The 24,568-nt window shown below is 62.2% G+C and carries 26 protein-coding genes; 19 read left to right on the top strand and 7 right to left on the bottom strand.

Annotated elements, in window-relative coordinates; translation table 11 throughout:
* Positions 1 to 20: 20 nt before the first annotated feature.
* From PspCFBP13509_RS10300 to PspCFBP13509_RS10315, 4 genes are all read left to right on the top strand, one after another.
* The gene (locus tag PspCFBP13509_RS10300; protein ID WP_065924885.1) at positions 21 to 374 is read left to right on the top strand and encodes a CidA/LrgA family protein; all 354 of its coding nucleotides are present in this window, start codon (positions 21 to 23) and stop codon (positions 372 to 374) included.
* Positions 371 to 1,087, top strand: coding sequence for an LrgB family protein (locus PspCFBP13509_RS10305; protein WP_137211989.1), 717 nt, complete (start codon positions 371 to 373; stop codon positions 1,085 to 1,087). The genes PspCFBP13509_RS10300 and PspCFBP13509_RS10305 overlap by 4 nt, the downstream gene beginning before the upstream one ends.
* 21 nt (positions 1,088 to 1,108) lie before the next feature.
* On the top strand, positions 1,109 to 1,699 hold the full coding sequence (locus PspCFBP13509_RS10310; RefSeq protein ID WP_065924883.1) for an LON peptidase substrate-binding domain-containing protein: 591 nt from the start codon (positions 1,109 to 1,111) through the stop codon (positions 1,697 to 1,699).
* 100 nt (positions 1,700 to 1,799) lie between these two features.
* Positions 1,800 to 2,015, top strand: coding sequence for a hypothetical protein (locus tag PspCFBP13509_RS10315; RefSeq protein WP_074847728.1), 216 nt, complete (start codon positions 1,800 to 1,802; stop codon positions 2,013 to 2,015).
* On the opposite strand, the gene PspCFBP13509_RS10320 is transcribed toward PspCFBP13509_RS10315, so the two are convergent.
* Positions 2,009 to 3,325: a bifunctional DedA family/phosphatase PAP2 family protein gene (locus PspCFBP13509_RS10320; protein WP_137211990.1), complete on the bottom strand. Its 1,317-nt coding sequence runs from the start codon at positions 3,323 to 3,325 to the stop codon at positions 2,009 to 2,011. The two genes, PspCFBP13509_RS10315 and PspCFBP13509_RS10320, sit on opposite strands and share 7 nt — an antisense overlap.
* A 25-nt stretch (positions 3,326 to 3,350) precedes the next feature.
* Positions 3,351 to 4,034: a DNA-3-methyladenine glycosylase gene (locus tag PspCFBP13509_RS10325; protein WP_065946574.1), complete on the bottom strand. Its 684-nt coding sequence runs from the start codon at positions 4,032 to 4,034 to the stop codon at positions 3,351 to 3,353.
* 175 nt (positions 4,035 to 4,209) lie between these two features.
* Between PspCFBP13509_RS10325 and PspCFBP13509_RS10330 the strand changes: the two genes are divergently transcribed.
* The 13 genes from PspCFBP13509_RS10330 (at position 4,210) to PspCFBP13509_RS10390 (ending at position 16,934) form a co-directional block, all read left to right on the top strand.
* Complete coding sequence (locus PspCFBP13509_RS10330) at positions 4,210 to 5,475, top strand: glutamate-5-semialdehyde dehydrogenase (RefSeq protein WP_065924879.1); 1,266 nt, start codon at positions 4,210 to 4,212, stop codon at positions 5,473 to 5,475.
* The gene (nadD, locus tag PspCFBP13509_RS10335) at positions 5,475 to 6,119 is read left to right on the top strand and encodes a nicotinate-nucleotide adenylyltransferase (RefSeq protein ID WP_065910068.1); all 645 of its coding nucleotides are present in this window, start codon (positions 5,475 to 5,477) and stop codon (positions 6,117 to 6,119) included. The genes PspCFBP13509_RS10330 and nadD overlap by 1 nt, the downstream gene beginning before the upstream one ends.
* Positions 6,120 to 6,188: 69 nt before the next feature.
* A complete protein-coding gene (rsfS, locus tag PspCFBP13509_RS10340) occupies positions 6,189 to 6,683 on the top strand; it encodes a ribosome silencing factor (protein WP_065924878.1) in 495 nt (164 codons plus the stop codon).
* A 9-nt stretch (positions 6,684 to 6,692) separates the two neighbouring features.
* The gene (rlmH, locus tag PspCFBP13509_RS10345; RefSeq protein ID WP_003176297.1) at positions 6,693 to 7,160 is read left to right on the top strand and encodes a 23S rRNA (pseudouridine(1915)-N(3))-methyltransferase RlmH; all 468 of its coding nucleotides are present in this window, start codon (positions 6,693 to 6,695) and stop codon (positions 7,158 to 7,160) included.
* A 15-nt stretch (positions 7,161 to 7,175) separates the two neighbouring features.
* The gene (mrdA, locus tag PspCFBP13509_RS10350) at positions 7,176 to 9,074 is read left to right on the top strand and encodes a penicillin-binding protein 2 (protein WP_027605235.1); all 1,899 of its coding nucleotides are present in this window, start codon (positions 7,176 to 7,178) and stop codon (positions 9,072 to 9,074) included.
* A 31-nt stretch (positions 9,075 to 9,105) separates the two neighbouring features.
* Positions 9,106 to 10,209: a rod shape-determining protein RodA gene (gene rodA, locus PspCFBP13509_RS10355; RefSeq protein WP_051429342.1), complete on the top strand. Its 1,104-nt coding sequence runs from the start codon at positions 9,106 to 9,108 to the stop codon at positions 10,207 to 10,209.
* A 17-nt stretch (positions 10,210 to 10,226) separates the two neighbouring features.
* The gene (gene mltB / locus PspCFBP13509_RS10360; RefSeq protein ID WP_027605237.1) at positions 10,227 to 11,237 is read left to right on the top strand and encodes a lytic murein transglycosylase B; all 1,011 of its coding nucleotides are present in this window, start codon (positions 10,227 to 10,229) and stop codon (positions 11,235 to 11,237) included.
* Complete coding sequence (locus PspCFBP13509_RS10365) at positions 11,237 to 12,235, top strand: septal ring lytic transglycosylase RlpA family protein (protein WP_027605238.1); 999 nt, start codon at positions 11,237 to 11,239, stop codon at positions 12,233 to 12,235. The genes mltB and PspCFBP13509_RS10365 overlap by 1 nt, the downstream gene beginning before the upstream one ends.
* A 176-nt stretch (positions 12,236 to 12,411) precedes the next feature.
* Entirely contained in the window at positions 12,412 to 13,569 is a 1,158-nt protein-coding gene (locus PspCFBP13509_RS10370; protein WP_027605239.1) for a D-alanyl-D-alanine carboxypeptidase family protein, read from the top strand.
* A gap of 84 nt (positions 13,570 to 13,653) precedes the next feature.
* Positions 13,654 to 13,929, top strand: coding sequence for a DUF493 domain-containing protein (locus PspCFBP13509_RS10375; protein ID WP_027605240.1), 276 nt, complete (start codon positions 13,654 to 13,656; stop codon positions 13,927 to 13,929).
* Positions 13,929 to 14,576, top strand: coding sequence for a lipoyl(octanoyl) transferase LipB (lipB, locus tag PspCFBP13509_RS10380; protein WP_027605241.1), 648 nt, complete (start codon positions 13,929 to 13,931; stop codon positions 14,574 to 14,576). Before PspCFBP13509_RS10375 ends, lipB begins: the two co-directional genes overlap by 1 nt.
* A gap of 26 nt (positions 14,577 to 14,602) precedes the next feature.
* Entirely contained in the window at positions 14,603 to 15,604 is a 1,002-nt protein-coding gene (gene lipA, locus PspCFBP13509_RS10385) for a lipoyl synthase (protein WP_057444888.1), read from the top strand.
* A gap of 409 nt (positions 15,605 to 16,013) precedes the next feature.
* Positions 16,014 to 16,934 carry a S66 peptidase family protein gene (locus tag PspCFBP13509_RS10390; RefSeq protein ID WP_065946571.1) on the top strand — a complete coding sequence of 307 codons (921 nt, stop codon included), beginning with the start codon at positions 16,014 to 16,016 and terminating at the stop codon, positions 16,932 to 16,934.
* Positions 16,935 to 17,002: 68 nt separating this feature from the next.
* On the opposite strand, the gene PspCFBP13509_RS10395 is transcribed toward PspCFBP13509_RS10390, so the two are convergent.
* The 5 genes from PspCFBP13509_RS10395 to leuS all read right to left on the bottom strand — a co-directional run bounded on the left by PspCFBP13509_RS10395 (position 17,003) and on the right by leuS (position 23,094).
* Entirely contained in the window at positions 17,003 to 18,328 is a 1,326-nt protein-coding gene (locus PspCFBP13509_RS10395; protein ID WP_027605243.1) for a lytic murein transglycosylase, read from the bottom strand.
* A gap of 61 nt (positions 18,329 to 18,389) precedes the next feature.
* On the bottom strand, positions 18,390 to 18,554 hold the full coding sequence (gene arfA, locus PspCFBP13509_RS10400) for an alternative ribosome rescue factor ArfA (RefSeq protein WP_003176285.1): 165 nt from the start codon (positions 18,552 to 18,554) through the stop codon (positions 18,390 to 18,392).
* A gap of 162 nt (positions 18,555 to 18,716) precedes the next feature.
* Positions 18,717 to 19,754, bottom strand: a complete 1,038-nt coding sequence (gene holA, locus PspCFBP13509_RS10405; RefSeq protein WP_065924876.1) for a DNA polymerase III subunit delta — start codon at positions 19,752 to 19,754, stop codon at positions 18,717 to 18,719.
* A 39-nt stretch (positions 19,755 to 19,793) separates the two neighbouring features.
* Entirely contained in the window at positions 19,794 to 20,399 is a 606-nt protein-coding gene (locus PspCFBP13509_RS10410; RefSeq protein ID WP_027605245.1) for an LPS-assembly lipoprotein LptE, read from the bottom strand.
* Between the two features lie 88 nt (positions 20,400 to 20,487).
* Positions 20,488 to 23,094, bottom strand: coding sequence for a leucine--tRNA ligase (gene leuS, locus PspCFBP13509_RS10415; RefSeq protein ID WP_065946570.1), 2,607 nt, complete (start codon positions 23,092 to 23,094; stop codon positions 20,488 to 20,490).
* 261 nt (positions 23,095 to 23,355) lie between these two features.
* Here leuS and PspCFBP13509_RS10420 point away from each other — a divergent pair, with 261 nt between their 5' ends.
* Positions 23,356 to 23,673: a hypothetical protein gene (locus PspCFBP13509_RS10420; RefSeq protein WP_137211991.1), complete on the top strand. Its 318-nt coding sequence runs from the start codon at positions 23,356 to 23,358 to the stop codon at positions 23,671 to 23,673.
* Between the two features lie 97 nt (positions 23,674 to 23,770).
* The gene (locus tag PspCFBP13509_RS10425) at positions 23,771 to 24,532 is read left to right on the top strand and encodes a YdcF family protein (protein WP_027605248.1); all 762 of its coding nucleotides are present in this window, start codon (positions 23,771 to 23,773) and stop codon (positions 24,530 to 24,532) included.
* Positions 24,533 to 24,568 lie beyond the last annotated feature (36 nt).

Below are 24,568 nucleotides of genomic sequence, written 5' to 3' on the forward strand. Positions count from 1 at the left end.
TCTTGAGGGGGAAAAAACGGATGCTGTTACGCGGTCTGACATGGCTGGTGCTGTTTCAATTGATCGGCACGGCGATCAATCATTTGCTGGTGCCGGTACTGCCGGGGCCGATCATCGGCCTGCTGTTGATGCTCGGGTTCCTGATCTGGCGTGGCGAAGTCGGCGAGCCCCTGAGCCTGGCGGCCAGCAGCCTGCTGCGCTACTTGCCGTTGCTGCTGGTGCCGCCGGCGGTGGGGGTGATGGTGTATGCCAGGGATATTGCCGCCGATTTCTGGGCTATCGTCGGTGCACTGGTGTTGTCGCTGGTGATCGCCATGGGCTTTGTCGGGCTGTTGATGGAACGCATGGTCAAGCGCAAGGAGCAGGATCAATGATCTTCGACTGGCACGGCGCATGGACGGCGGTGATTCATCACCCGCTGTTCGGTATCGGGATCACCCTGGGCGCCTATCAGCTGGTGCTGGCGGGTTTCGAGAAAACCCGCTGGATTTTCCTGCAGCCGGTGCTGGTCTCCATGCTGCTGGTGATCGGCGTGTTGCTCACGTGCGGCCTGAGCTATGCCGAGTACCGCAAGAGCACGGAGATCATGGGGATCCTGCTGGGCCCGGCGACGGTGGCCCTGGCGGTGCCGCTCTATCTGAACCTGCGGCGGATTCGGCAATTGTTCTGGCCGATTTTTACTACGCTGTTGATAGGCGGCGTGTTGGCCACCGGCCTGTGCGTGCTGCTGGGCTGGTGGTTCGGCGCTGAACACAGGATGTTGATGACCATGGCGCCGAAGTCGGTGACATCGCCGATTGCCATGCTGGTGGCCGAGCAGATCGGCGGCGTGGCGGCGTTGGCGGCGGTGTTTGTGCTGATTACCGGGGTGGTGGGCGCGATGGTTGGCCCGGCGTTACTCTCGCGTCTTGGGGTGCACAGCCCCGAGGCGCGCGGCATGGCCTTGGGCATGACCGCCCACGCCGTCGGCACCTCGGTGGCCCTGCAGGAAAGCGAAGAGTGTGGCGCCTTTGCGGCGCTGGCCATGAGTCTGATGGGCGTAGCCACAGCGGTATTCCTGCCGCTGGCCGTGTCAGTGATTGTTTAAACCGGGTTTAAGGAAGCCTTTATGAGTCTGGCGCTGTTCCCCCTCAATACCGTGCTGTTCCCTGGCTGCATCCTCGACCTGCAACTGTTCGAGGCGCGCTACCTGGACATGATCAGCCGCTGCATGAAAAAGGGCGAAAGCTTCGGCGTGGTGTGCATCCTCGATGGCAAGGAGGTGGGCATGGCTCCGGATGGCTATGCCTTGATCGGCTGTGAAGCGTTGATTCGCGACTTCAAGCAGCAGGACAACGGCCTGCTGGGGATTCGCGTCGAAGGCGGGCGGCGCTTCCGCGTGCGAGACGCCGGTGTGCAGAAGGACCAGTTGCTGGTGGCCGAGGTGCAATGGCTGGAAGAACTGCCGGACCAGGCGCTGGAAGAAGAGGATGCCGACCTGCTGGCCTTGCTCCAGGCCCTGGCCGAACACCCGATGGTCGCGTCGCTGGACATGGACACTCACGCCGATGGCCAGCGAGCCTTGGGCAATCAACTGGCTTATCTCTTGCCGTTCACTGAGGCCGACAAGATCGACCTGCTGCAACTCGACGACCCGCAGCAGCGGCTGGATGCGATCCAGATGCTGCTCGATGAGCTTCAGGGTGAGTTGTTTGCCTGAGCCTCGGATCTGTCCTGCGCGGTTTTCAGAGGTTTCCTCGTTGTTCCCTGCGCGTCGCCTGAAATAGTCACCGATCACACAACAATGATTGGGGGTGAACATGATTCGGCTAGCGCCATCGGAACAGGCTGCCTGGGACGTTTTTTTTGTCAGTATTGCCGTGCAGCTGCTGCCGCTGGATGCCAAGCGGGGCCCGGAATACATCGCTGAACGCGCCGCGGAAATCGCCGATGAGATGATGCTGGAGCGACGTGAGCGTTGTGTTGAACGCCGCGCCGCGCCAATCCATTGGCTCGGCCCGACCCAGGGTCAGTAGGCATACCTGAGCAGCGCGTGTGGGGTGCCGGTAAAGGCAATGAAGCCGAGCACCGCCACCACAGCGGGTAATACCAGCCACCAGGCCTTCTGCGGCATCGGCGGCAAAGGGCTGCGGTACTGGCAGACGGTGAGGCTGAATGCACACACGGTCATTGCCAGCAGCGTGCCAGCCAGGATGTCGGTGGGCCAATGGGCGCCAAGGTAGACCCGTGACAGCGCGATGAAGGCCGCAGGAATACAGCCCAGCAACATCCAGGTCAGGCGCAGGCGCGTGGGTTGTCCGCGACCGGCCAGCACCGACAACGCCAGGAAAAACGCAAACGCACCGGAGGCGTGGCCGCTGGGCATGCTGAAGCTGGTCAATGGGTCGGTGAGGATTTCCGGGCGGCCACGGGCGAAAAACAGTTTGGTCCCGGTATTGATCACCGCCGCCCCGGCCAGTGTTGCACCGACAAACACGGCATGACGCCATTGCCGCGCCAGTAGCAGCAGCGCGGTGAATACGGCGCTGGCGAAGAACATCTTCTTGAACTCACCCAGTTGGGTCACCATCACCATGGTGTGGTCCAGCCAGGGGCTGCGATGTTCCTGTACCAGCGCGCTCAGGCCCTGGTCAAAGTCATCCAGGTGCGGATAGCCGATAAACAGGGCGATCAACAACGCCAGGCTGGCACACCCTATCCATAGGGTCGCGCGACGATGGCCACGCAGGCTGGTGTTCAGGCTCAGTCCCAGCACGACCGCCAGGCACGCTGTGACAACCCCCGCCTCAGGCCAGAACCCCTCCGGCAATGGCAGGCGGAACGCGGCGCCGGTGGCCCAGCCCGGCAGCAGGTAGGCCAATGACCAACCGGCTGCCGCCAGAAGGCTGACCAGGGCGAAACGCGGGAACGGCATGTCGCACATTCCGGCCACCATCGGCAGCATCGGCCGCAATGGCCCGATGAAACGTCCCACCAGCAGACTGGCGATGCCGTATTTGTGGAAGTAGGTTTCCGCGCCATCCATCCATTCCGGATGGTGGCGCAGGCCGGGCAGGCGGCGGATATTCTGATGGAAGTGTCGGCCGAGGAAGTAGGAAATCCCGTCGCCCAGCAAGCCTCCCAGGAACCCCATCAGCAGGGTTTCACTCAGGGACAAGGCGCCGCTGCCAGCCAGTGCCGCAATGGCAAACAGCAGCACCGTGCCTGGCACGATCAGCCCGGCAATGGCCAGGCATTCCACGCACGCGACGATAAACACCGCCGCCGCCAGCCATTGCGGGTTGAGGGTCAGCCAGCCGGTAATGCCATCGAGCCATTGGCCCATAAATCGTTACTCCATCGCCACAGATTCAAATCAGGAAATAGTCGCGGCCTTCGACCTGGCCCCGGCGCAGCGGGTTCCGCGTGCAGTAGGGCGCATAGCCGGCATCGACGAAGCGGTACATCAAGTGCTCGTCACGGCCGCTGGGGATGCCCAGGCGGGTGGTCTGGATGATCTGTATCGGTGTCTGGCCGACGTCTTCGACAAAGAGCAATTCTTGATCAAAGCGCTTGGCATCCCACATCGGCACCTTCAGGCCCAGCGCCTTGCACAGCAACGTCTGGCCGGCACACAGCTTTTGCGACGCGCGCGGGCTGCCGTCGGCATTCGGGTTGTTCAGCAGCATCTGCGCCAGGCTGGCGGGCCCGGAGGTTTCATCGACCCAGGGATAGGCTGATTTGATCAGCACGGCATTGCCCGGCCCCTGCGCGCTGAAGTTCAGCGAATCGCCGCCACGGGCGTAGTACATATAGATATGTCCGCCATCCAGAAACAAAGCCTTACGCTTTTCTGTGTACCCGAGTGAGGCGTGGCTGCCTTTTTCGGCCACGTAATAGGCTTCGGTTTCAATAATTCGCGCCGAAAGCCAGCTATCGCCGACGCGATGGCGGATGACTTTTCCAAGCAAATCCCGCGCAAGTATTTGCGCGTCACGGTCGAAGAAGCTGTCGGGCAGCGCGCTGGCGGGGAGTTGGGGTGAAGAACTGGGCATGGTGGTCTGGGGTTAATACGGCTAAATGTGACGGAATAATAACAACTCCCACCTTAATTACGGCTGAACCCCAGGTTTTTACAGTTCATTTCGACCATCCGCCCCTCACCGCTGTCAGTCGGGCGGCGTCACAGCTATAATCTGCCGCTTTCCTCTTTGCCAAGACTCCCTGACCATGACTGAGTCCGTTCTTGACTACATGACCCGCCTGGGTCGCGCTGCCCGTCAGGCCTCGCGGTTGATCGCCCGTGCGAGCACTGCGCAGAAGAACCGTGCCCTGCTGGCCGCCGCCGATGCTCTGGACGCTTCGCGCTCCGAGCTGACTGCCGCCAACGAACTGGACCTGGCCAACGGCCGCGCCAATGGCCTTGAGCCCGCCTTGCTGGACCGCCTGGCGCTGACGCCGACACGTATCGACGACATGATCGAAGGGTTGCGTCAGGTGGCCAAGCTGCCTGACCCCATCGGTGAAATTCGCGATATGCGTTACCTGCCGTCCGGCATCCAGGTCGGCAAGATGCGCGTGCCCCTGGGCGTGATCGGCATCATCTATGAGTCGCGCCCGAACGTGACCATCGACGCCGCGAGCCTGTGCCTCAAGTCGGGCAACGCCACCATCCTGCGTGGCGGTTCCGAGGCGATCAATTCCAACCGCGCCATCGCCGCCTGCATCCAGCAGGGCCTGGCCGTGGCCGAGTTGCCGGCCGAAGTGGTGCAAGTGGTGGAAACTACCGACCGCGCCGCTGTCGGCGCGCTGATCACCATGCCGGAATTCATCGACGTGATCGTGCCGCGCGGTGGTAAGAGCCTGATCGAGCGCGTCAGCCGCGATGCCAAGGTGCCAGTGATCAAGCACCTGGACGGCGTGTGCCACGTGTATATCGACATCGCCGCCGACATCGACAAGGCGATCCGCATCGCCGACAACGCCAAGACCCACCGCTACGCGCCGTGCAACACCATGGAAACCCTGCTGGTGCACGTCGGCATTGCCGAGCGCGTGCTGCCGCCGCTGGCTGCCATCTACCGTGACAAGGGCGTGGAGCTGCGCGGTTGCGAACGCACCCGTGCGCTGTTGGGCGCGGACGTGATCGAAGCCACCGAGCAGGACTGGTACACCGAGTACACGGCGCCGATCCTGTCGATCCGCATCGTCGACGACCTGGACCAGGCCATCGAACACATCAACACGTACGGCTCCAAGCACACCGACGCCATTGTCTCCGAGCATTTCAGCGATGCCCGGCGTTTCCTCACCGAAGTGGACTCCGCTTCGGTGATGATCAACGCCTCGACGCGCTTTGCCGACGGCTTCGAGTACGGCCTGGGGGCGGAGATCGGCATCTCCACCGACAAGCTCCACGCACGCGGCCCGGTTGGCCTGGAAGGCCTGACCAGCGAGAAGTACGTGGTGTTCGGCGACGGTCACGTGCGCACTTGATGGCTAAACGCATCGGGCTGCTCGGCGGTACCTTCGACCCCGTGCACATCGGCCATTTGCGCAGTGCCCTGGAAGTCGCGGATGCCTTGGCGCTGGATGAGCTGCGCCTGATCCCTAATTTCCGGCCGCCCCATCGCGATACCCCGCAGGTGTCGCCGCAGCAGCGCCTGGAAATGGTGCGCCTGGCCGTAGAAGGCATACCGCCGCTGGTGGTGGACGATCGTGAGCTCAAGCGCGATAAACCGTCCTACACTGTCGACACCCTGGAGCTGATGCGCGCCGAGTTGGCCGCGGATGACCAGTTGTTTCTGCTTTTGGGCTGGGACGCATTTTGCGGCCTGCCCTCTTGGCATCGCTGGGAGGAACTCCTCCAGCACTGCCACATCCTGGTTTTGCAACGCCCGGATGCCGACAGCGAACCGCCGGATGCCTTGCGCAACCTGCTGGCCGCGCGGTCGGTAAGTGACCCCTTGGCCCTGACCGGGCCGAACGGGAATATTGCATTCGTCTGGCAGACCCCGCTCGCGGTGTCTGCCACCCAGATCCGTCAACTGCTGGCCAGCGGGAAGTCGGTACGTTTCCTGGTGCCTGACGCGGTCCTGGCCTACATCGATGCGCACGGGCTTTACCGTGCGTCGAACTGAAAAGGCGCGCTTGAACGCACGAACACTCGTGCAGCGAGCGCCCGAACATACGAGCAAAACGAGTTTTTTATGACGAACAAAGACGTAAGCAAAGTAAAACGCAAAGGCACGTTCAAAAGCGCCCCGCTGCCGGTTGAAGCCCACGTTGGCCCGGAACTGGCTGGCGAAGCGCTGGTGAAAGTCGCCGTTGCCGCCCTGGAAGACGTGAAGGCCCAGGACATCCAGGTCCTGGACGTACGCGACAAGCAGAGCATCACCGACTTCATGATCATCGCCACCGGTACCTCCAACCGCCAGATCGGCGCGATGCTGGACAAGGTTCGCGAAGCCGTCAAAGCCCAGGGCGTGAAGCCGCTGGGTGAAGAAGGCAAGGGCGACAGCGACTGGGTGCTGCTGGACATGGACGACGTGATCGTTCACATGATGACCAGCAATGCCCGTCAGTTCTACGACCTGGAGCGTCTGTGGAAAGGCGCCGAGCAGAGCCGTGCCGCCGATGGCAAGCACCACAGCCCGGAAGTGGGCCACGCGCACTTCGACAAGCTCAACAAAGACCAGGAATAAGGAACGGCTGTGCGCCTGCGTCTGATTGCTGTCGGTTCACGCATGCCCAAGTGGGTGGAAGAAGGCTGGCACGAGTATGCCAAGCGTCTGCCCGCCGAGCTGTCGCTGGAACTGGTGGAGATACCGCTCAACACCCGGGGCAAGAATGCCGACGTGGCGCGCTTTATCCGTCAGGAAGGCGAAGCGATGCTGGCCAAGGTCGGCCCCAACGAGCGCATCGTCACCCTCGAAGTGCACGGCAAACCCTGGAGCACCGAGCAATTGGCGGTGGAACTGGATCGCTGGCGCCTGGACTCGCGCACCGTCAACTTCATGGTCGGCGGCCCCGAAGGGCTGGCGCCGGAAGTCTGCGCGCGGGCGGACCAGCGCTGGTCGCTGTCGGCGCTGACGCTGCCGCACCCGTTGGTAAGGATCCTGATCGGTGAACAGCTGTATCGCGCCTGGACAGTTCTGTCCGGGCACCCTTATCACAAATAATCTGCGCCCCTCCCGATGACCCAGCCGATCCGCATCAAGGACCACGAGAAAGACGCACGTCTGGTACGCGCGCGGGTGGTGTTTGGCGCGATCATGGTGGTGGCGCTGATCGGGGTGCTGATTGCGCGCCTGTATTTCCTGCAGGTGATCCAGTACGACTACCACTCCACGTTGTCGGAAAACAACCGCGTGCATGTGCAACCGATTCCGCCGACCCGTGGGCTGATCTTCGACCGCAATGGCGTGGTGGTGGCGGATAACCGGCCCAGTTTCAGCCTGAGCATGACCCGCGAGCGTTCCGGCGACTGGCAACAGGTCCTCGATGTCATCGTCGAGGTGCTGCAGTTGACCCCGGAAGACCGGGTGATCTTCGAGAAACGCATGAAACAGGGGCGCCGGCCGTTCGAACCGGTGCCGATCCTGTTCGAGCTGACCGAAGAGCAGATTGCGCGGATTGCGGTGAACCAGTTCCGCCTGCCGGGTGTGGAAGTGGTGGCGCAGTTGGTGCGCCACTATCCCCAAGGGCCGCACTTTGCTCACTCCGTCGGCTATATGGGGCGGATCAACGAGAAAGAGCTGAAAAGCCTCGATCCCGTCAATTACAGCGGCACCCACCATATCGGCAAGACCGGCATCGAGCGATTCTACGAGCCCGAGCTGCACGGCCAGGTGGGTTACGAAGAAGTCGAGACCAACGCTCGCGGCCGCGTGCTGCGGGTGCTCAAGCGTACCGACCCGGTACCGGGCAAGGACATTGTGCTGAGCCTGGACATCAAGCTGCAGGAAGCGGCCGAGATGGCCCTCGGTGGCCGGCGTGGCGCGGTGGTGGCGCTGGACCCGAAGACCGGCGAAGTGCTGGCCATGGTCAGCCAGCCGAGCTTCGACCCCAACCTGTTCGTGACCGGGATCAGCTTCAAGGCCTACGCCGAGTTGCGCGACTCCATCGACCGGCCGCTGTTCAACCGTGTGTTGCGCGGCCTGTACCCGCCGGGTTCGACCATCAAGCCGGCGGTGGCGATTGCCGGTTTAGACGCGGGCGTGGTCACGGCTTCCAGCCGGGTATTCGACCCGGGCTACTACATGCTGCCGAACTACGACCACAAATACCGCAACTGGAACCGTACCGGTGACGGCTATGTCGATCTGGATACCGCGATCATGCGTTCCAACGACACCTATTTTTACGACCTGGCCCACAAGCTGGGGATCGACCGCTTGTCCGCCTACATGGGCAAGTTCGGCCTCGGTCAGAAAGTCTCCCTGGATATGTTCGAAGAATCCCCTGGCCTGATGCCATCGCGGGAGTGGAAGCGTGCGACCCGCCGCCAGGCATGGTTCCCGGGCGAAACCCTGATCCTCGGCATCGGCCAGGGCTATATGCAGGCCACGCCTTTGCAACTGGCCCAGGCCACGGCGCTGGTGGCCAACAAAGGCATCTGGAACCGCCCGCACCTGGCCCGGACCATCGAAGGCGAAAAGCCTGTGGATGAAAACCCGATCCCCGACATCGTACTGCGCGACCCGTCCGACTGGACCAAGGTCAACCACGGCATGCAGCAGGTGATGCACGGTGCACGCGGGACCGCGCGCAAGGCGGCGATCGGTGCGCAATACCGTATCGCCGGCAAGAGTGGTACCGCCCAGGTGGTGGCGATCAAGCAGGGCGAGAAATACGACCGTTCCAAGGTCCAGGAGCGCCACCGCGACCACGCCTTGTTTGTGGGCTTTGCCCCGGCCGACGACCCGAAAATCGTGGTGGCGGTGATGGTCGAGAACGGCGAGTCCGGCTCCGGTGTGGCGGCGCCTGTGGTGCGCCAGGTGATGGACGCCTGGTTGCTGGCCGACGACGGCAGGCTCAAGCCCGAATATGGCGGCCCCCCTTCAACCCCCGAGGTTACGGCCAGTGAAGAGTAATTTTGACCGCATCCTCTCCAGCGAGGATGTGATGCGTCGCCGCGCGACTTTGTTGCAGCGCATGCACATTGACGGCCCGTTGCTGATCCTGCTGCTGACCCTGGCGGCCGGCAGCCTGTTCGTGCTGTATTCGGCCAGCGGCAAGAACTGGGACTTGCTGATCAAGCAGGCTTCGTCGTTTGGCCTGGGCCTGCTGTCCATGGTGGTGATCGCCCAGCTGGAGCCGCGTTTCATGGCGCGCTGGGTGCCGCTCGGTTATGTGGCCGGGGTGTTGCTGCTGGTGGTGGTGGACGTCATGGGCCACAACGCCATGGGCGCGACCCGCTGGATCAACATTCCGGGGGTGATTCGCTTCCAACCGTCGGAATTCATGAAGATCCTGATGCCGGCGACGATCGCCTGGTACCTGTCAAAGCGCACCTTGCCGCCGCAGCTCAAGCATGTGGGCATCAGCCTGATCCTGATCGGCATCCCCTTCGTGCTGATCGTGCGCCAGCCGGACCTCGGCACCTCGCTGCTGATCCTGGCCGGCGGTGCGTTCGTGCTGTTCATGGGCGGGTTGCGCTGGCGCTGGATCCTTAGCGTGCTGGCGGCGGCAGTGCCGGTGGCCGTGGCCATGTGGTTCTTCTTTATGCACGACTACCAGAAGCAGCGGATCCTGACGTTCCTCGATCCCGAAAGCGACCCGCTCGGCACCGGCTGGAACATTATCCAGTCGAAGGCGGCCATCGGTTCCGGCGGTGTATTTGGCAAGGGCTGGCTGCTCGGCACCCAGTCGCATTTGGACTTTCTGCCCGAGAGCCACACCGACTTCATTATTGCGGTGATGGGCGAAGAGTTCGGCCTGGTGGGCATTTGCGCGCTGTTGCTGATCTATTTGCTATTGATTGGTCGTGGCCTGGTGATTACCGCACAGGCGCAGACGCTGTTCGGCAAATTGCTCGCCGGCAGCCTGACCATGACTTTTTTTGTTTACGTTTTCGTCAACATCGGTATGGTCAGTGGCCTGCTGCCGGTGGTTGGGGTGCCTTTGCCGTTCATTAGCTACGGCGGAACTTCGCTGGTGACATTGCTGTCAGCGTTTGGGGTTTTGATGTCGATTCATACGCATCGCAAGTGGATCGCACAGGTTTGAATAAGGTGAAGATGTCAATGCAAGTAATGCGCGGCTGGGCGACTCGGCATGCGTCCTGGATGGGCCTGATCGGGCTGCTGGGGGCAACGCACGAGGCGCAGGCCGGTGACTACGATGGCTCACCCCAGGTCGCCGAATTCGTCGGTGAAATGACCCGCGACTACGGCTTCGCCGGTGAACAACTGATGGGCGTGTTCCGCGAAGCCCAGCGCAAGCAGGCGATCCTCGACGCTATCTCTCGCCCCGCCGAGCGCGTGAAACAGTGGAAGGAATACCGTCCGATGTTCCTCACCGACGCCCGGGTGGCCCGGGGGGTGGACTTCTGGCGCCAGCACGAGGCCGTGTTGGCCCGCGCCGAGCAGGAATACGGCGTGCCGGCCCAGGTCATCGTTGCGATCATTGGCATTGAAACCTTCTACGGGCGCAATACCGGCAGTTACCGGGTGATCGACGCTTTGTCGACCCTGGGCTTCGATTACCCGCCGCGCGCCGACTTCTTCCGCAAGGAACTGCGTGAGTTCCTGCTGCTGGCCCGCGAAGAGCAGGTCGACCCGCTGACCCTCAAGGGCTCCTACGCCGGGGCGATGGGCTTGCCGCAGTTCATGCCGAGCAGCTTTCGCGCCTACGCGGTGGATTTTGATGGCGACGGTCATATCAATATCTGGAGCAACCCGGACGATGCCATCGGCAGTGTGGCCAGTTACTTCAAGCGCCATGGCTGGGTCGGTGGCGAGCCGGTGGTGATCCGTGCCGATGTCAGCGGGGAGCGTGCCGATGAAGGCCTGACCCAGGGCATCGAGCCGGCCAAGACCGTCGGGGAGTTGCGGGCGCTGGGCTGGTCGAGTCAGAATGCGCCACGCGACGATATGCCGGTGACGGCATTCCGCCTCGAAGGTGAAAACGGCCCTGAATACTGGATGGGCCTGAAGAATTTCTACGCAATCACGCGTTATAACCGCAGTGTGATGTACGCCATGGCCGTGCATCAGCTGTCAGACATGCTGGTCCAAGCACGGGGCAACAAGTAATGCGGGCATCGCCGTTCAATCAACCGCTCAAGCTGGTGGCGTTCGCCGCGTTGTCCCTGCTCGTCGTCAGTTGTTCCACCAGCCGTGGCCCGGTACCGAAGTCCGGCGGCACCGCGGTGCGTTCACAGCCAGGCCTGGACATCAACCGCGCACACAAAGATGGCGCCCCGTGGTGGGATGTCGACGTGTCGAAGATCCCGGATGCCACGCCGACCCTGCACACCGGCCCGTACAAGGCCAACCCCTATACCGTGCTGGGCAAGTCCTACTTCCCGTTGCAGGACTCCAAGACCTACGTGCAATCGGGCACGGCGTCCTGGTATGGCACCAAGTTCCACGGCCAGAACACCGCCAACGGCGAAGTCTATGACCTGTACGGCATGAGCGCGGCCCACAAGACCCTGCCGCTGCCCAGCTATGTCCGCGTGACCAACCTGGACAACAACCGCACGGTGATCCTGCGGGTCAACGACCGTGGGCCGTTCTATTCGGATCGCATCATCGACTTGTCCTACGCCGCCGCGAAAAAACTCGGCTATGCCGAAACCGGTACCGCGCGGGTCAAGGTCGAAGGCATCGATCCGGCGCAGTACTGGGCCCAGCGTGGCAAGCCCGCGCCGTTGATGCTCAACGAGCCGCAGAGCGCGCAGCCGCAAGTGACGGCATCCACCGGCAAGATCGAACAATGGACACCGCCACCGCAGCAGCACGCACCGGATACGGTGGTCGTGCCCCATGCGGCACCGGGCGCCGCGGTCGCGGGCGGGCAATACCTGCAAGTGGGCGCTTTCGCCAACCCGGATGCGGCAGAACTGTTAAGGTCCAAGCTCAGCAGCATGGTCAGCGCGCCGGTATTCATCAGCTCCATCGTGCGTAACCAGCAAACGTTGCACCGTGTGCGCATGGGCCCGATCGGTTCGCCGAGCGAGGTTGCGCAAGTGCAGAACAGCGTGCGCCTGGCCAACCTGGGGCAACCCAGCGTGGTCACTGCCGAATAATAAATTGATGGTTGAGGCTCGCATGCGGGCCTGGACCCTGGTTGTTGGCTCGTTGAACAATAAAACCCAGGGGCAAGGGGTGAGCGGGCAACCGAATACGTGACAGTCTGGTAGCGGGCTGTCTGAATAAGTTTTGCCCGCGAGGGCAAGTTTCCATAAGCAATTTCGAGAGACGGATGAACATCACCACCTTAGCCAAACGCACGTGCCTGCTTCTTTCGCTGATCATCACCCCGGCCGCCTGGGCGGTTGAAATGGTACCGGCTTCACCGCAACTGGCCGCCAAGTCCTGGGTCCTCATGGATGCCGCCAGTGGCAACGTGCTGGTCGAGAGCAACGGTGACCAGCGCCTGCCACCGGCCAGCCTGACCAAGCTGATGACCGCCTACATCGCGACCCTGGAAATCCGTCGCGGCCAGATCGGCGAAAACGACCCGGTGACCGTCAGCGAAAACGCCTGGCGTACCGGCGGTTCGCGGATGTTCATCAAGGTGGGCTCGCAAGTCACTGTGAGCGACCTGCTGCATGGCATCATCATCCAGTCCGGTAACGACGCCAGCGTCGCCCTGGCCGAGCACATCGCCGGCAGCGAAGACGCATTCGCCGACATGATGAACAAAACCGTGGCCGACCTGGGCATGACCAACAGCCACTTCATGAACCCGACCGGCCTGCCAAACCCTGAGCACTACTCGTCGGCTCACGACATGGCGATCCTGGCGCGCGCGATCATTCGTGTCGACCCGGTGCACTACGCGATCTACTCCCAGAAGGAATTCTTCTGGAACAACATCAAGCAGCCTAACCGCAACCTGCTGCTGTGGCGCGACAAGACTGTCGATGGCCTGAAAACCGGCCACACCGACGAAGCCGGCTACTGCATGGTGTCGTCCGCGGTACGTGATGGCCAGCGCCTGATCGCGGTGGTCTTCGGCACCAACAGCGAGCAGGCCCGTGCGGCCGAGACGCAAAAACTGCTGACCTACGGTTTCCGCTTCTTCGAAACCCAGACCTTCTACCAGAAGGGTGCTGAACTGGCGACCGCGCCGGTATGGAAAGGCGCGACCTCGCAAGTCAAGGCCGGCCTGGCTGAAGACCTGACCCTGACCATGCCTAAAGGCCAGCTGAAAAAGCTCGCCGCCAGCATGACCATGAACCCGCAATTGGTTGCGCCAATCGCCAAGGGCGACGTGATCGGTAAAGTCGAAGTGAAGCTGGACGACAAGGTGGTGCACAGCGCCGACCTGATCGCGCTGGACGCCGTCGACGAAGGTGGTATCTTCCGCCGCGTGTGGGATAGCATCCGTCTATTCTTCTACGGCTTGTTCAACTGATTGTGTGCACCTGCAAAGCCCCGCGTTGATCCGACGCGGGGCTTTGCCGTCGCCACGGCTTACCGCTTACGAGGCCGTTCTGCCATGACCGATAAAGAAGTAAAGGCGCCAAAGATCGAATTCCCGGTGACGGATTATCCCGTCAAGGTGATCAGCGATACCGGTGTAGGCAACAAAGACAGAATCCTGGATATCGTGCGTAAACACGCGACGATCAATGACAACCGGGTGGACGAGCGTTCGAGCACCAACGGTAAGTACACCACGATCCAGTTGCACATCGTTGCGACCGGTCAAGACCAGCTCTACGACATCAATAGCGAACTGCGGGCCACCGGCTTCGTGCACATGGTGCTGTGATGTCACAGGTCCTGGGCTTTCGCGAGCTCGGCCGGATGGACTACGAGCCCGTCTGGCACGCCATGCAGCGGTTCACGAATGAACGCGGCACTTCGGCGCCCGACGAAATCTGGTTGGTGGAACATCCACCGGTGTTCACCCAGGGCCAGGCCGGCAAGGCCGAACATCTGCTGCTGCCGGGGGATATTCCGGTGGTGCAGGTCGACCGAGGTGGCCAAGTGACTTACCATGGGCCCGGTCAACTGGTGGCGTACCTGCTGCTGGACGTGCGCAAGCTGGGTTTTGGCGTGCGCGACCTGGTGAGCCGCATGGAGGCTTGCCTGATCGAGCTGTTGGCCAGTTATGGCGTGAGCGCCGCGGCCAAGCCCGATGCACCCGGTGTGTATGTGGACGGCGCGAAAATCGCCTCCCTCGGTTTGCGCATTCGCCACGGTTGTTCCTTTCATGGCCTGGCCCTGAACGTGGACATGGACCTGGCACCGTTCCGGCGCATCAACCCGTGTGGTTATGCCGGGCTGGCGATGACCCAACTGAGCGACCACGCCACACCGATTAAATTTGCCGAGGTAAGTGCCCGGCTGCGTGCGCAGCTCGTCAAACACCTCGACTATGCTGAGCAGACGACCCTCACGGGCGGAATCGACTGATTATGACTACTGATGCAGTGCAAACCATGATCCCGACGCTGGACATCACCGAGCGTCCGGCCCCGGCCCCGCGTGCCAAGGTGGAAGCCGGCGTCAAGCTGCGCGGCGCCGAGAAGGTTGCACGCATCCCGGTCAAGATCATCCCGACCACCGAGTTGCCGAAAAAGCCTGACTGGATCCGCGTGCGCATCCCGGTTTCGCCGGAAGTCGACCGTATCAAGGCCCTGCTGCGCAAGCACAAGCTGCACAGCGTGTGCGAAGAAGCGTCCTGCCCGAACCTGGGCGAATGCTTCTCCGGCGGCACCGCCACCTTCATGATCATGGGTGACATCTGCACCCGTCGTTGCCCGTTCTGCGACGTCGGCCATGGCCGGCCGAAGCCACTGGACGTCAACGAACCGGAAAGCCTGGCCATCGCCATCGCCGACCTGAAACTCAAATACGTGGTCATCACCTCGGTTGACCGTGACGACCTGCGCGACGGCGGTGCCCAGCACTTTGCCGACTGCATCCGCGAAATCCGCAAACTGTCGCCGAACGTGATGCTCGAGACCCTGGTGCCGGACTACCGTGGCCGCATGGACGTCGCGCTGGAAATCACCGCTGCCGAGCCGCCGGATGTGTTCAACCACAACCTGGAAACCGTGCCTCGCCTGTACAAGGCCGCGCGTCCAGGTTCGGACTACCAGTGGTCGCTGACCCTGCTGCAGAAATTCAAGCAGATGATGCCGCACATCCCGACCAAATCCGGCTTGATGCTCGGCCTGGGCGAGACCGATGAAGAAGTCATCGAAGTCATGAAGCGCATGCGCGAACACGACATCGACATGCTGACCCTGGGCCAATACCTGCAACCGTCGCGCAGCCACTTGCCGGTGCAGCGTTTCGTGCACCCGGACACCTTCGCCTGGTTCGCCGAGGAAGGTTACAAGATGGGCTTCAAGAACGTCGCCTCGGGCCCGCTGGTACGCTCTTCGTACCACGCCGACGAACAGGCCAAGCTGGTCAAGGCTAGCCTGGTTTCCTGATCGGGGTTCAGACCCGGTGTGGGAGCGGGCTTATGTGGGAGGGGGCTTGCCCCCGATTGCCATAGGTATCTACACAACTCTTAAAGGCTGACACATAACTCTGTGGTGAGCGGGCTTGCCCCGCGCTGGGCTGCGAAGCGGCCCCAATAAGGTCAACGCAGAGTGCCAGAATCAATCGAGGTGAAGGTTTTGGGGCTGCTTCGCAACCCAGCGCGGGCGGTGCGACGATTCGACAAGCCCGCTCACCACAGAAGCCTAATTGCCATAGATTCCGTATTCACTGGAAGTTGTGTGGATACCAATGCCCCGATTGCGGTATGTCAGTCGCTACATGTGCTGGCTGATCCACCGCTATCGGGGGCAAGCCCCCTCCCACATTGGTTTCAGCGTTAGATAGGGAGATTCTCAGATGACCGCCGCCGTTCCAGCCCTTCGTTCTGAAGGCACCATCGCCCTGATCGCCCCCGCCGGCCCCGCCGTGCTGGACGTTGAAAAGGCTGGCCAATGGATGCGTACGCGCGGCTACGATCTGCGGATTTCCCCCGGTGTCTATGAACGCGACGGCTACCTCGCCGGCAGCGATGCAGTGCGCCTGCGTGACCTGCATGCCGCCTTCGCCGATCCGCACATCGACGCTATCTTCTGTCTGCGCGGTGGTTACGGCACACCGCGGCTGCTCGACGCGCTGGACTTTGACCTGCTGCGTGCCAATCCCAAGCCGTTCGTCGGCTATAGCGACATCAGCGCCCTGCACCTGGCGATCAACCGTTACGCCGGTTTCGTGACCTTCCACGGCCCGATGCTCAATGCCGACCTGCTCGGCGACAAGCAACAACCTACCGAGTCGTCATTGTTCAGCCTTCTGCGCGGCCAGTTGGGCGCTGGCAGTGTGCTTGCGCACCCGGTAGCGTACCCGCTGACCACGATCGAGCCTGGCATTGCCTGTGGGCGCTTGCTGGGGGGTAACCTGTCGATGATTGCGGCGGTCATGGGCACGCCTTACGAAATCGACGCTGAAGGCATCATCCTGTTTATCGAAGACGTCAACGAACCGATCTACCGCATCGACCGCCTGTTGACCCATCTGCGTCTGGCGGGCAAGTTGGCCCAGGTCGCCGGTGTACTGGTCGGGGATGTGGCGGGTGTGGATAACGTGGCGCTGGCGCGCTTGCTGACGCAGACGTTCGAGCCATTGCGCATACCGGTGCTGGCCGGCTGGCGCAGCGGGCATTGCGATCCGAACCTGACGCTGCCCATGGGCGCCTTGGTACGGCTGGATGCGGGGGAGCAGCGGGTGGTGTTGGAGCAGGAAGTGGTCTTCAGGTCTTGAATCTGCTGGCGTTTGCTAAACCGCAATCGGGGGCTTGCCCCCGATTGCGGTAGTCGCCATACGCGGATCTATCGGTTTTGCAGCGACTCCAGCAACTTCACCGTCGGATACCCGTCCGCCGGCCAGCCCAGCGCCTGCTGTGCCGCCCGAATCGCCTTGCGCGTGTTGGCGCCGATAATCCCATCCGGGTTGCCCGCGTCATAACCGTTGGCGCTCAACGCCGTCTGCAGATCAATGCGCTGGGAGCGACTCAGCGGCAGCTCATCCTTGGGCCAGTCACCACGGATCACACCGCCGCCGCCAAAGCGCTCCGACAACAGGCCCACCGCCAGTGCGTAGGACGACGAGTTGTTGTACTTGAGGATCGCGCGGAAGTTATCCAGCACCAGGAACGCCGGGCCACGGTAGCCTGCCGGCAGCAGCAGGGCGGCGGACAGTTGGTCGACATTCGGCGGCATGCTCGCGCCCGGTGGCAGTTGAATGCCCAGTTTCATCCACTCGGCAATGCTCTTGCGCACGCCGCCGTCAGCCAGGGCGTAGTCGAAGTTCGCCGGCAATTGCTTGACTTCAAAGCCCCACGGCTGGCCTTTCTGCCAGCCGGAGCTTTGCAGGTAGTGCGCGGTTGATGCGAGGGCGTCGGCCGGGCTGTTCCAGATGTCGCGGCGACCGTCGCCATCGAAGTCCACCGCGTGGGTGTTGTAAGTGGTTGGAATGAACTGGGTCTGGCCCATGGCCCCGGCCCAGGAGCCCTTCATCTGGTCGGCGGCGATGTCGCCGTGCTGGATGATCTGCAATGCCGCCAGCAATTGCGCCTGGGCAAAGGCCGGGCGACGGCCTTCATAGGCCAGGGTCGCCAGGGAGCGGATCACCGAGTTGTTGCCCTGGAACTGGCCGAAGTTGCTCTCCATGCCCCACACCGAGACCAGTGCCTGACGGTCGACGCCATAACGCTGCTCGATGCTTTGCAGGATGTCGGCGTACTTGATCAGCAACGCCTGGCCATTGCGTACGCGTACGGGTGACAGGGCGCCGTCGAGGTATTCCCATACAGGGCGGGAAAACTCCGGCTGGCTGCGGTCGGCGCGGATCACCGCCATATCGGGGGTGACATTGGCGAATGCGGTGTCGAAAACGTCGGCCGTGATGCCGGCTTGGAGGGCTTGCGCGCGAAAGCCGGCCTGCCATTCAGCAAAGGTCTGGGTTGGTTGGATGTCGAGATTGTCCACGGCCAGCGGGGCCACGACGGCAGGGGCCACTACGGGTGCGGTCTGGAGCTTCGGCAAGGGTTGGGCATCGGCGGCGGTGGGTTTTTCCGCGCAGGCGACAAGCAGAATGAGGCTGGAGGCAGCGATCAATTGGCGAAGGTGCCAACGACGGGAAAGACAAGAGGGCATGCACAGGTCCAGGAATTACAAATCAGGTACAGACCTTATCATGCCAGAGGGGCGCTTGCCTTCAGGCAGCCAGAAAGTAAGAAGCCTCCCAGCTATTAGACTGGAAGGCTTCGCGGCGGTAGCTGCCTTTGCCCTTGCCGGCGCGTTCCTGACGGCTGCGGAACAGTGGCTGGGCGATGATGGATTTGGCCTTGTTGGGGCCATGCTTGGATGGCTTTTTGCTCATGGTCGATGCTCTTGATGGGGGGAGATGCGGTGCAAATAATCTGCCGAAGTCAGGCCGCTGTAAAGCCCATGAATTGTAAACGCAATCAAAAATGTGGAAGGGGCGGTGCGACGATTCGACTTGCCCCTCCCACATTGGTTCTGTGGTGTTTGGAAACCAGGGTTATTCCGCTGGTAATGTCAGGCGCTGACCGGCCATCAACAGCGATAAACGGCTCAGGCTCATCCACGGCGAACCCGCCGCCTGGCCCTTGATCTGTGCATCAATGCGCTGCGCTTCCAGCAACAGCTGCGCCCAGCGTTGCGCCGAGTGCCGTTGCAGGGCTTTGCTCATCAGGGGTTTGCGCTTGTCCCACACCGGTGGCCGCGCCTGGCTGAAGCACTTGTCCAGCGGCGTGCCCTGGCTGTATTGCAGGGCAATATTGGCCAATACCCGTAGTTCCCGGGCCAGGGCCCAGAGAATCACCGGCGGCTCCACCCCTTCGCCACGCAGGCCTTCGAGCATGCGCAGGGCATGGGCGGGCTCGCCGTTGAGGATCGCATCCACCAGCCCGAACACGTCAAAACGTGCACTGTCTGCCACTGCGCCCTGGACGGTCTCGACGGTAATCTGCCCGTCTTCGGCCATCAGCTTGAGCTTTTCGATCTCCTGGGCGGCGGCAAGCAAGTTGCCTTCGACCCGCGCGGCGATCAGCTCCACTGCATCCTGTGTCGCGGATAGCCCTGCCTGGGACAGGCGCTGGCGAATCCATTGCGGCAACTGATTGCTGTCCACTGGCCAGATCTGGATGAACTGGGTCTGCGCCCCTTCCACCAGGGCCTTGCCCCACTTGGTCTTCTGCGCGCTGCCGTCGAGCTTGGGCAAGCTGATCAGCAACACCGTGTCTTCGGCGGGCCGCGAGCAGTATTCCATCAGTGCAGCCGCGCCCTTATCACCGGGCTTGCCCGACGGCAGGCGCAGCTCCAGCAGGCGTTTTTCGGCGAACAGCGACATGCTTGCACCGGCTTGCAGCAGCGTGCCCCAGTCGAAACTGGCGTCGGCGCTGAATACCTGGCGTTCATCGAAGCCCTGCTGGCGTGCGGCGCTGCGGATGGCGTCGGCGGCTTCCTGGCACAACAGCGGGTCATCACCGCTGACGATGTAGACAGGCGCGAGGCCACCTTGCAGGTGTTTGGCGAGTTGGGCGGGTGCGAGTTTCATAGGCAGGGCGAACGGGGCGCCAGGGGCGCCCCGTCTGGCTTACTCGACAGGGACTTCAACAGGCGATTGTTTCGGCGTGTTGTCTTCGTACTCTTTCGCGGCTTTCAGCGCGTCGGCATCGGCCTTGGCCTTGTCGTCAGCACGTTGCTGCAAGGTTTCGAGCTGTTGTGGGGTGAGCAGCGACAGGCGCAGGACCATGCGTTGCACCAGCTCGCGACGCATCTCCTTGCGCACCTGGATGATTTCGGAGTCCGAACCCACCAGGTTGTTACCATCGTGGCTGACAATCTTCTGCACCTGGATGTTGTCATTCATCAACGGCAGGTGATCGCGGCCCTGGATTTCAAAGCTGAGCACGGTGCTCAGTTCGATATCGGACGCACGTCCGGCGCTGGCGTAGCTCAGGTTGCGCTGGGTTTCTTTCTCGTTAGCCAGGAACAGTTTGTAGGTCGCGCCGGTGTAGACGTGCACGCCGCTGTTTTCCAGGACCTGGCGCAGCTGGGTCACTGTCTCGCTGTAGGCGTCGCGAGCGCTGACGTCCAGTTCCTTGATCGTCAGGTCATTGGTGCCGGTGCCGCGCAGCTGGAAGCCGCAAGCGCTCAGCAGTACGGCAAGGCCCATAACCAGCAGATTGCGTTTGATCATTTTGTTGCTCCCCTTGAAACCATGTGGGCCTTATCGAGGCCCTGAAGGCTTTGTTCGGCGCAGGGCTCGAGCCCCACGCCCGATCCGATTAGCTAGCGACGATATTGACCAGTTTGCCAGGCACCACGATCACTTTGCGGATCGTCAGGCCTTCGGTAAAGCGCAGCACGTTCTCGTTGACCCGTGCGGCCGCTTCGACTTCTTCACGGCTGGCACTGGCGGGCATGTCGATCTGGCCGCGCAGTTTACCGTTGACCTGGATCACCAGTTGCAGCGTGTCCTGTACCAGGGCGCTGTCATCCTGTACCGGCCAGCGCGCATCGATGACCGCGTCGCTATGGCCCAGGCGGCTCCACAGTTCGTGGCTGATGTGCGGTGTAATCGGCGCCAGCAGCAGGGTGACCGTCTCCAGGCCTTCCTGTACCAGTGCGCGATCCTGTGCGGTGGCTTGCGGGGCTTTTTCCAGCACGTTCATCAGCGTCATCACCTGGGCGATGGCGGTGTTGAACTTGTGGTTCTGGCCCACGTCCTGGCTGGCCTGCTTGATGGCCAGGTGGGTGCTGCGACGAATGAGTTTCTGCTCGTCGCTCAACGACGCCACGTCCAGCTTGGCCGGCAGGCCCTGGCTGACATGGGCGTGCGCCAGGCGCCAGACGCGCTTGAGGAAACGGTGCGACCCTTCGACACCGGAGTCGGACCATTCGGCGCTCATGTCAGGCGGCGAGGCGAACATCATGAACAGGCGGCAGGTGTCGGCGCCGAACTGGTCGATCATCGACTGAGGGTCGACGCCGTTGTTCTTCGACTTGGCCATCTTCTCGGTGCCGCCGATTTCCACCGGCAGGCCGTCGGCGATCAGTCTGGCGCTGATGACCTTGGCTTTGCTGTCGCGCTCGAGCTCGACGTCCGCCGGGTTGAACCAGGTGTAGGCGCCATTGGCTTCGCGACGATAGTAGGTCTCGGCGATCACCATGCCCTGGGTCAGCAGGTTCTTGAACGGTTCGTTGGAACTCACCAGGCCTTCGTCGCGCATCAGCTTGTGGAAGAAGCGCGCGTACAGCAGGTGAAGGATGGCGTGTTCGATACCGCCGATGTACTGATCCACCGGCAACCAGTGGTCGGCTGCGGATTTCTCCACCAGGCCGCCCTCGTAGTGCGGCGAGGCGTAGCGGGCGTAGTACCACGAGGACTCGACGAAGGTGTCCATGGTGTCGGTTTCACGCTTGGCCGGCTGGCCGCATTTCGGGCAGCTGCATTCGTAGAACTCGGGCATGCGCGCCAATGGCGAACCGGCACCGTCCGGCACCACGTCTTCCGGCAGGACGACCGGCAACTGGTCTTCCGGAACCGGTACGTCACCGCAGGTCTGGCAGTGGATGATCGGGATCGGGCAGCCCCAGTAGCGCTGGCGGCTGATGCCCCAGTCGCGCAGGCGGAACTGGGTGCGCGAGGCACCGAGGTTCTTCTTGATCAGTGCGACTTCGATGGCGTCGAAGGCGCCGGCGAAGTCCAGGCCGTCGAACTCACCGGAGTTGATCAGCGTACCGTGCTCGCCATAGGCGTCTTGCCACGGGGCCGGGTTGGTGTCGCCGGAACTGGTGCGCACCACTGACTTGATCGGCAGGTTGTATTGGGTGGCGAATTCGAAATCGCGCTCGTCGTGGGCCGGCACAGCCATTACTGCGCCATCGCCGTAGTGCATCAGCACGTAGTTGGCGACCCATACCGGCAACTTCTCGCCGGTCAGCGGGTGCTCGACGAACAGGCCGGTCGGCAGGCCTTTTTTCTCCTGGGTGGCGACGTCGGCTTCGGCCACGCTGCCGCCTTTGCATTCGGCGATGAATGCCTGCAGCTCAGGATTGTTCTGTGCGGCCTGGGTGGCCAGCGGGTGCTCGGCGGCCACGGCGACGTAGGTCGCGCCCATCAAGGTGTCCGGACGGGTGGTGAAGACTTTGAGTGCGCCAGCTTCGCCGATGGAGTCGACGTTGTAGGGGAACTGCACTTCCATGCCCTTGGACTTGCCGATCCAGTTGCGCTGCATGGTCTTGACCTGTTCAGGCCAGCCCGGCAAATCGTCGAGGCTCGACAACAGTTCATCCGCGTAGGCGGTGATCTTGAAGTAGTACATCGGGATTTCGCGCTTTTCGATCAGCGCGCCGGAGCGCCAGCCGCGACCGTCGATCACCTGTTCGTTGGCGAGGACGGTCTGGTCGACAGGGTCCCAGTTCACGGTGCCGCTTTTTTTGTAGATCACCCCTTTTTCGAACAGGCGGGTGAACAGCCATTGTTCCCAACGGTAGTAATCCGGCTTGCAGGTGGTGACTTCGCGGGACCAGTCCACCGCCAGGCCCAGGCTGCGCAGCTGGGTCTTCATGTAGGCGATGTTTTCGTAGGTCCACTTGGCGGGGGCCACGTTGTTTTTCATCGCGGCGTTTTCCGCCGGCATGCCGAAGGCGTCCCAACCCATGGGTTGCAGGACGTTCTTGCCTTGCATGCGCTGGTAGCGGGAGATGACGTCGCCGATGGTGTAGTTACGCACATGCCCCATGTGTAGCTTGCCGCTGGGGTAAGGGAACATCGACAGGCAATAGAATGTCTCCTTGCCTGGCTGTTCACTGACTTCAAAGGACTTTTGCTCGTCCCAGAAGGTTTGGGCGGCATTTTCTATTTCACGGGGCTGATATTGTTCGTGCATGGCTACTTTTGAACTGAATAGGGGTGGCCTAATCCTCTTCGGTGCAACGTTCAGGTTGTTCGACACCAAAAAGCGGCGCGTCCGTGCCCAAACCCTGCGGGAAGTGGAGTTACAGGAAGCGCCGTAGCATACATGACCCCACTCTATCGAGGGAAACCCTGATTGCGCGGCGAGGGCCGTCTGTCGCGGCGCCGGGCAGGCGCAGCCATGGGGACTACGCTGTTTATTGGGGAGCAAGTCTTTCTTCAATGAGGTGAGGGGATGGTCGAATCGCAGCGAATCGCAACGAAACCGGAAATCTACGAAGGACTGATCGACCGATTGGGTCGCGCATTGGATGCAGCGAGGACCGCGGGCCGATTGCGTGATGAACGGCCCGTAGAGTTGGAACTGCGCGGTTTGAGCCGTGCGGAGCTGGAACTGATCAAAGCTTACCTGGAACGTAATAAGCGCAGTGCGCCTTCTTGGGTGGCAACCCCGCCAGCCAAAGAGCCTATGCACTCAGCCAAGGTGGTGTGGCTCAAGGACTTGTCGGCCGGTCGTGGCCCGGAAAGGCTCCGGTCCGCCCGCTTCAAGTAGTTCACTCCCCTGAATCACGTCATCGTGCCATGTCACTGTAAAGATTGTCGCTAAACCCCGTTACACCTTAGGCTTCGGGCATCTATGGAGATGCCCGATGCCTATTCGTTATTTCATCAAACAGCTGCTCCTGCCACCCGGCATTCTCTTGCTGCTGCTGGCCCTTGCCTGGTGGTTTCGTCGCAGCCGCCCCCGTTTGGCCGGCTGCTGCTTTGCCCTCGGATTTGGCGGCATGTGGTTGATCAGCCTGCCGGTGGCGGTGGAGTGGGGCGCACGTGCCCTGGAGACCGAGCCACCGTTGGCCCGTGAAGACTGGTCGACCCTGGCCCAGCGCGCCGATGCCATTGTGGTGCTGGGCTCGGGACGCGAGCGCGGCGACCCGGCATGGGGTTCTGATCAGCCGACCGGCATCGGCCTGGAGCGCCAGCGGTATGCCGCGCGACTGGCCAAGGCCTCAGGGCTGCCGGTGCTGACCACCGGTGGCCTGCATTACGGCACGCCGCCCAGCGAGGCGCAGTTGATGGCGGTATCGATGCAGGATGACTTCGGCGTTGCTGTGCGCTGGAAGGAAGAACGCAGCCGCACCACCTGGGAAAACGCGCAGATGAGTGCCGGGATTCTATTGCCCGAGGGCATCAAGCGTGTGGTGGTCGTGACCCAGGCCTGGCACATGCCGCGTTCGGTGTGGAGTTTTGAAAAGGCCGGCTTCACCGTGGTACCGGCGCCGGTGGGGTTCCTCGGCGTGGACAACGCCCGGCCGCTGGGCGGCTGGATGCCAGAGTTCAAGTCGGTGTGGCAGAGCGGGCAGTTGATCAATGAAGCGGTGGGGCAGCTAGGCTACCGGTTGTTCTATCGATAACCCTGCTGATTAAAATGCAGATCAAAGTGTGGGAGG

The sequence above is a fragment of the Pseudomonas sp. CFBP13509 genome (assembly GCF_005233485.1).
GTDB lineage: Bacteria > Pseudomonadota > Gammaproteobacteria > Pseudomonadales > Pseudomonadaceae > Aquipseudomonas > Aquipseudomonas marginalis.

What these genes read in the sequence shown, in the direction of transcription:
- PspCFBP13509_RS10300 (WP_065924885.1), top strand. Translation starts at nt 21, where the DNA reads ATGCTGTTACGCGGTCTGACATGGCTGGTGCTGTTTCAATTGATCGGC.
- PspCFBP13509_RS10305 (WP_137211989.1), top strand. Translation starts at nt 371, where the DNA reads ATGATCTTCGACTGGCACGGCGCATGGACGGCGGTGATTCATCACCCG.
- PspCFBP13509_RS10310 (WP_065924883.1), top strand. Translation starts at nt 1,109, where the DNA reads ATGAGTCTGGCGCTGTTCCCCCTCAATACCGTGCTGTTCCCTGGCTGC.
- PspCFBP13509_RS10315 (WP_074847728.1), top strand. Translation starts at nt 1,800, where the DNA reads ATGATTCGGCTAGCGCCATCGGAACAGGCTGCCTGGGACGTTTTTTTT.
- PspCFBP13509_RS10320 (WP_137211990.1), bottom strand. Translation starts at nt 3,325, where the DNA reads ATGGGCCAATGGCTCGATGGCATTACCGGCTGGCTGACCCTCAACCCG.
- PspCFBP13509_RS10325 (WP_065946574.1), bottom strand. Translation starts at nt 4,034, where the DNA reads ATGCCCAGTTCTTCACCCCAACTCCCCGCCAGCGCGCTGCCCGACAGC.
- PspCFBP13509_RS10330 (WP_065924879.1), top strand. Translation starts at nt 4,210, where the DNA reads ATGACTGAGTCCGTTCTTGACTACATGACCCGCCTGGGTCGCGCTGCC.
- nadD (WP_065910068.1), top strand. Translation starts at nt 5,475, where the DNA reads ATGGCTAAACGCATCGGGCTGCTCGGCGGTACCTTCGACCCCGTGCAC.
- rsfS (WP_065924878.1), top strand. Translation starts at nt 6,189, where the DNA reads ATGACGAACAAAGACGTAAGCAAAGTAAAACGCAAAGGCACGTTCAAA.
- mrdA (WP_027605235.1), top strand. Translation starts at nt 7,176, where the DNA reads ATGACCCAGCCGATCCGCATCAAGGACCACGAGAAAGACGCACGTCTG.
- rodA (WP_051429342.1), top strand. Translation starts at nt 9,106, where the DNA reads ATGCGTCGCCGCGCGACTTTGTTGCAGCGCATGCACATTGACGGCCCG.
- mltB (WP_027605237.1), top strand. Translation starts at nt 10,227, where the DNA reads ATGCAAGTAATGCGCGGCTGGGCGACTCGGCATGCGTCCTGGATGGGC.
- PspCFBP13509_RS10365 (WP_027605238.1), top strand. Translation starts at nt 11,237, where the DNA reads ATGCGGGCATCGCCGTTCAATCAACCGCTCAAGCTGGTGGCGTTCGCC.
- PspCFBP13509_RS10370 (WP_027605239.1), top strand. Translation starts at nt 12,412, where the DNA reads ATGAACATCACCACCTTAGCCAAACGCACGTGCCTGCTTCTTTCGCTG.
- PspCFBP13509_RS10375 (WP_027605240.1), top strand. Translation starts at nt 13,654, where the DNA reads ATGACCGATAAAGAAGTAAAGGCGCCAAAGATCGAATTCCCGGTGACG.
- lipB (WP_027605241.1), top strand. Translation starts at nt 13,929, where the DNA reads ATGTCACAGGTCCTGGGCTTTCGCGAGCTCGGCCGGATGGACTACGAG.
- lipA (WP_057444888.1), top strand. Translation starts at nt 14,603, where the DNA reads ATGATCCCGACGCTGGACATCACCGAGCGTCCGGCCCCGGCCCCGCGT.
- PspCFBP13509_RS10390 (WP_065946571.1), top strand. Translation starts at nt 16,014, where the DNA reads ATGACCGCCGCCGTTCCAGCCCTTCGTTCTGAAGGCACCATCGCCCTG.
- PspCFBP13509_RS10395 (WP_027605243.1), bottom strand. Translation starts at nt 18,328, where the DNA reads ATGCCCTCTTGTCTTTCCCGTCGTTGGCACCTTCGCCAATTGATCGCT.
- arfA (WP_003176285.1), bottom strand. Translation starts at nt 18,554, where the DNA reads ATGAGCAAAAAGCCATCCAAGCATGGCCCCAACAAGGCCAAATCCATC.
- holA (WP_065924876.1), bottom strand. Translation starts at nt 19,754, where the DNA reads ATGAAACTCGCACCCGCCCAACTCGCCAAACACCTGCAAGGTGGCCTC.
- PspCFBP13509_RS10410 (WP_027605245.1), bottom strand. Translation starts at nt 20,399, where the DNA reads ATGATCAAACGCAATCTGCTGGTTATGGGCCTTGCCGTACTGCTGAGC.
- leuS (WP_065946570.1), bottom strand. Translation starts at nt 23,094, where the DNA reads ATGCACGAACAATATCAGCCCCGTGAAATAGAAAATGCCGCCCAAACC.
- PspCFBP13509_RS10420 (WP_137211991.1), top strand. Translation starts at nt 23,356, where the DNA reads ATGGTCGAATCGCAGCGAATCGCAACGAAACCGGAAATCTACGAAGGA.
- PspCFBP13509_RS10425 (WP_027605248.1), top strand. Translation starts at nt 23,771, where the DNA reads ATGCCTATTCGTTATTTCATCAAACAGCTGCTCCTGCCACCCGGCATT.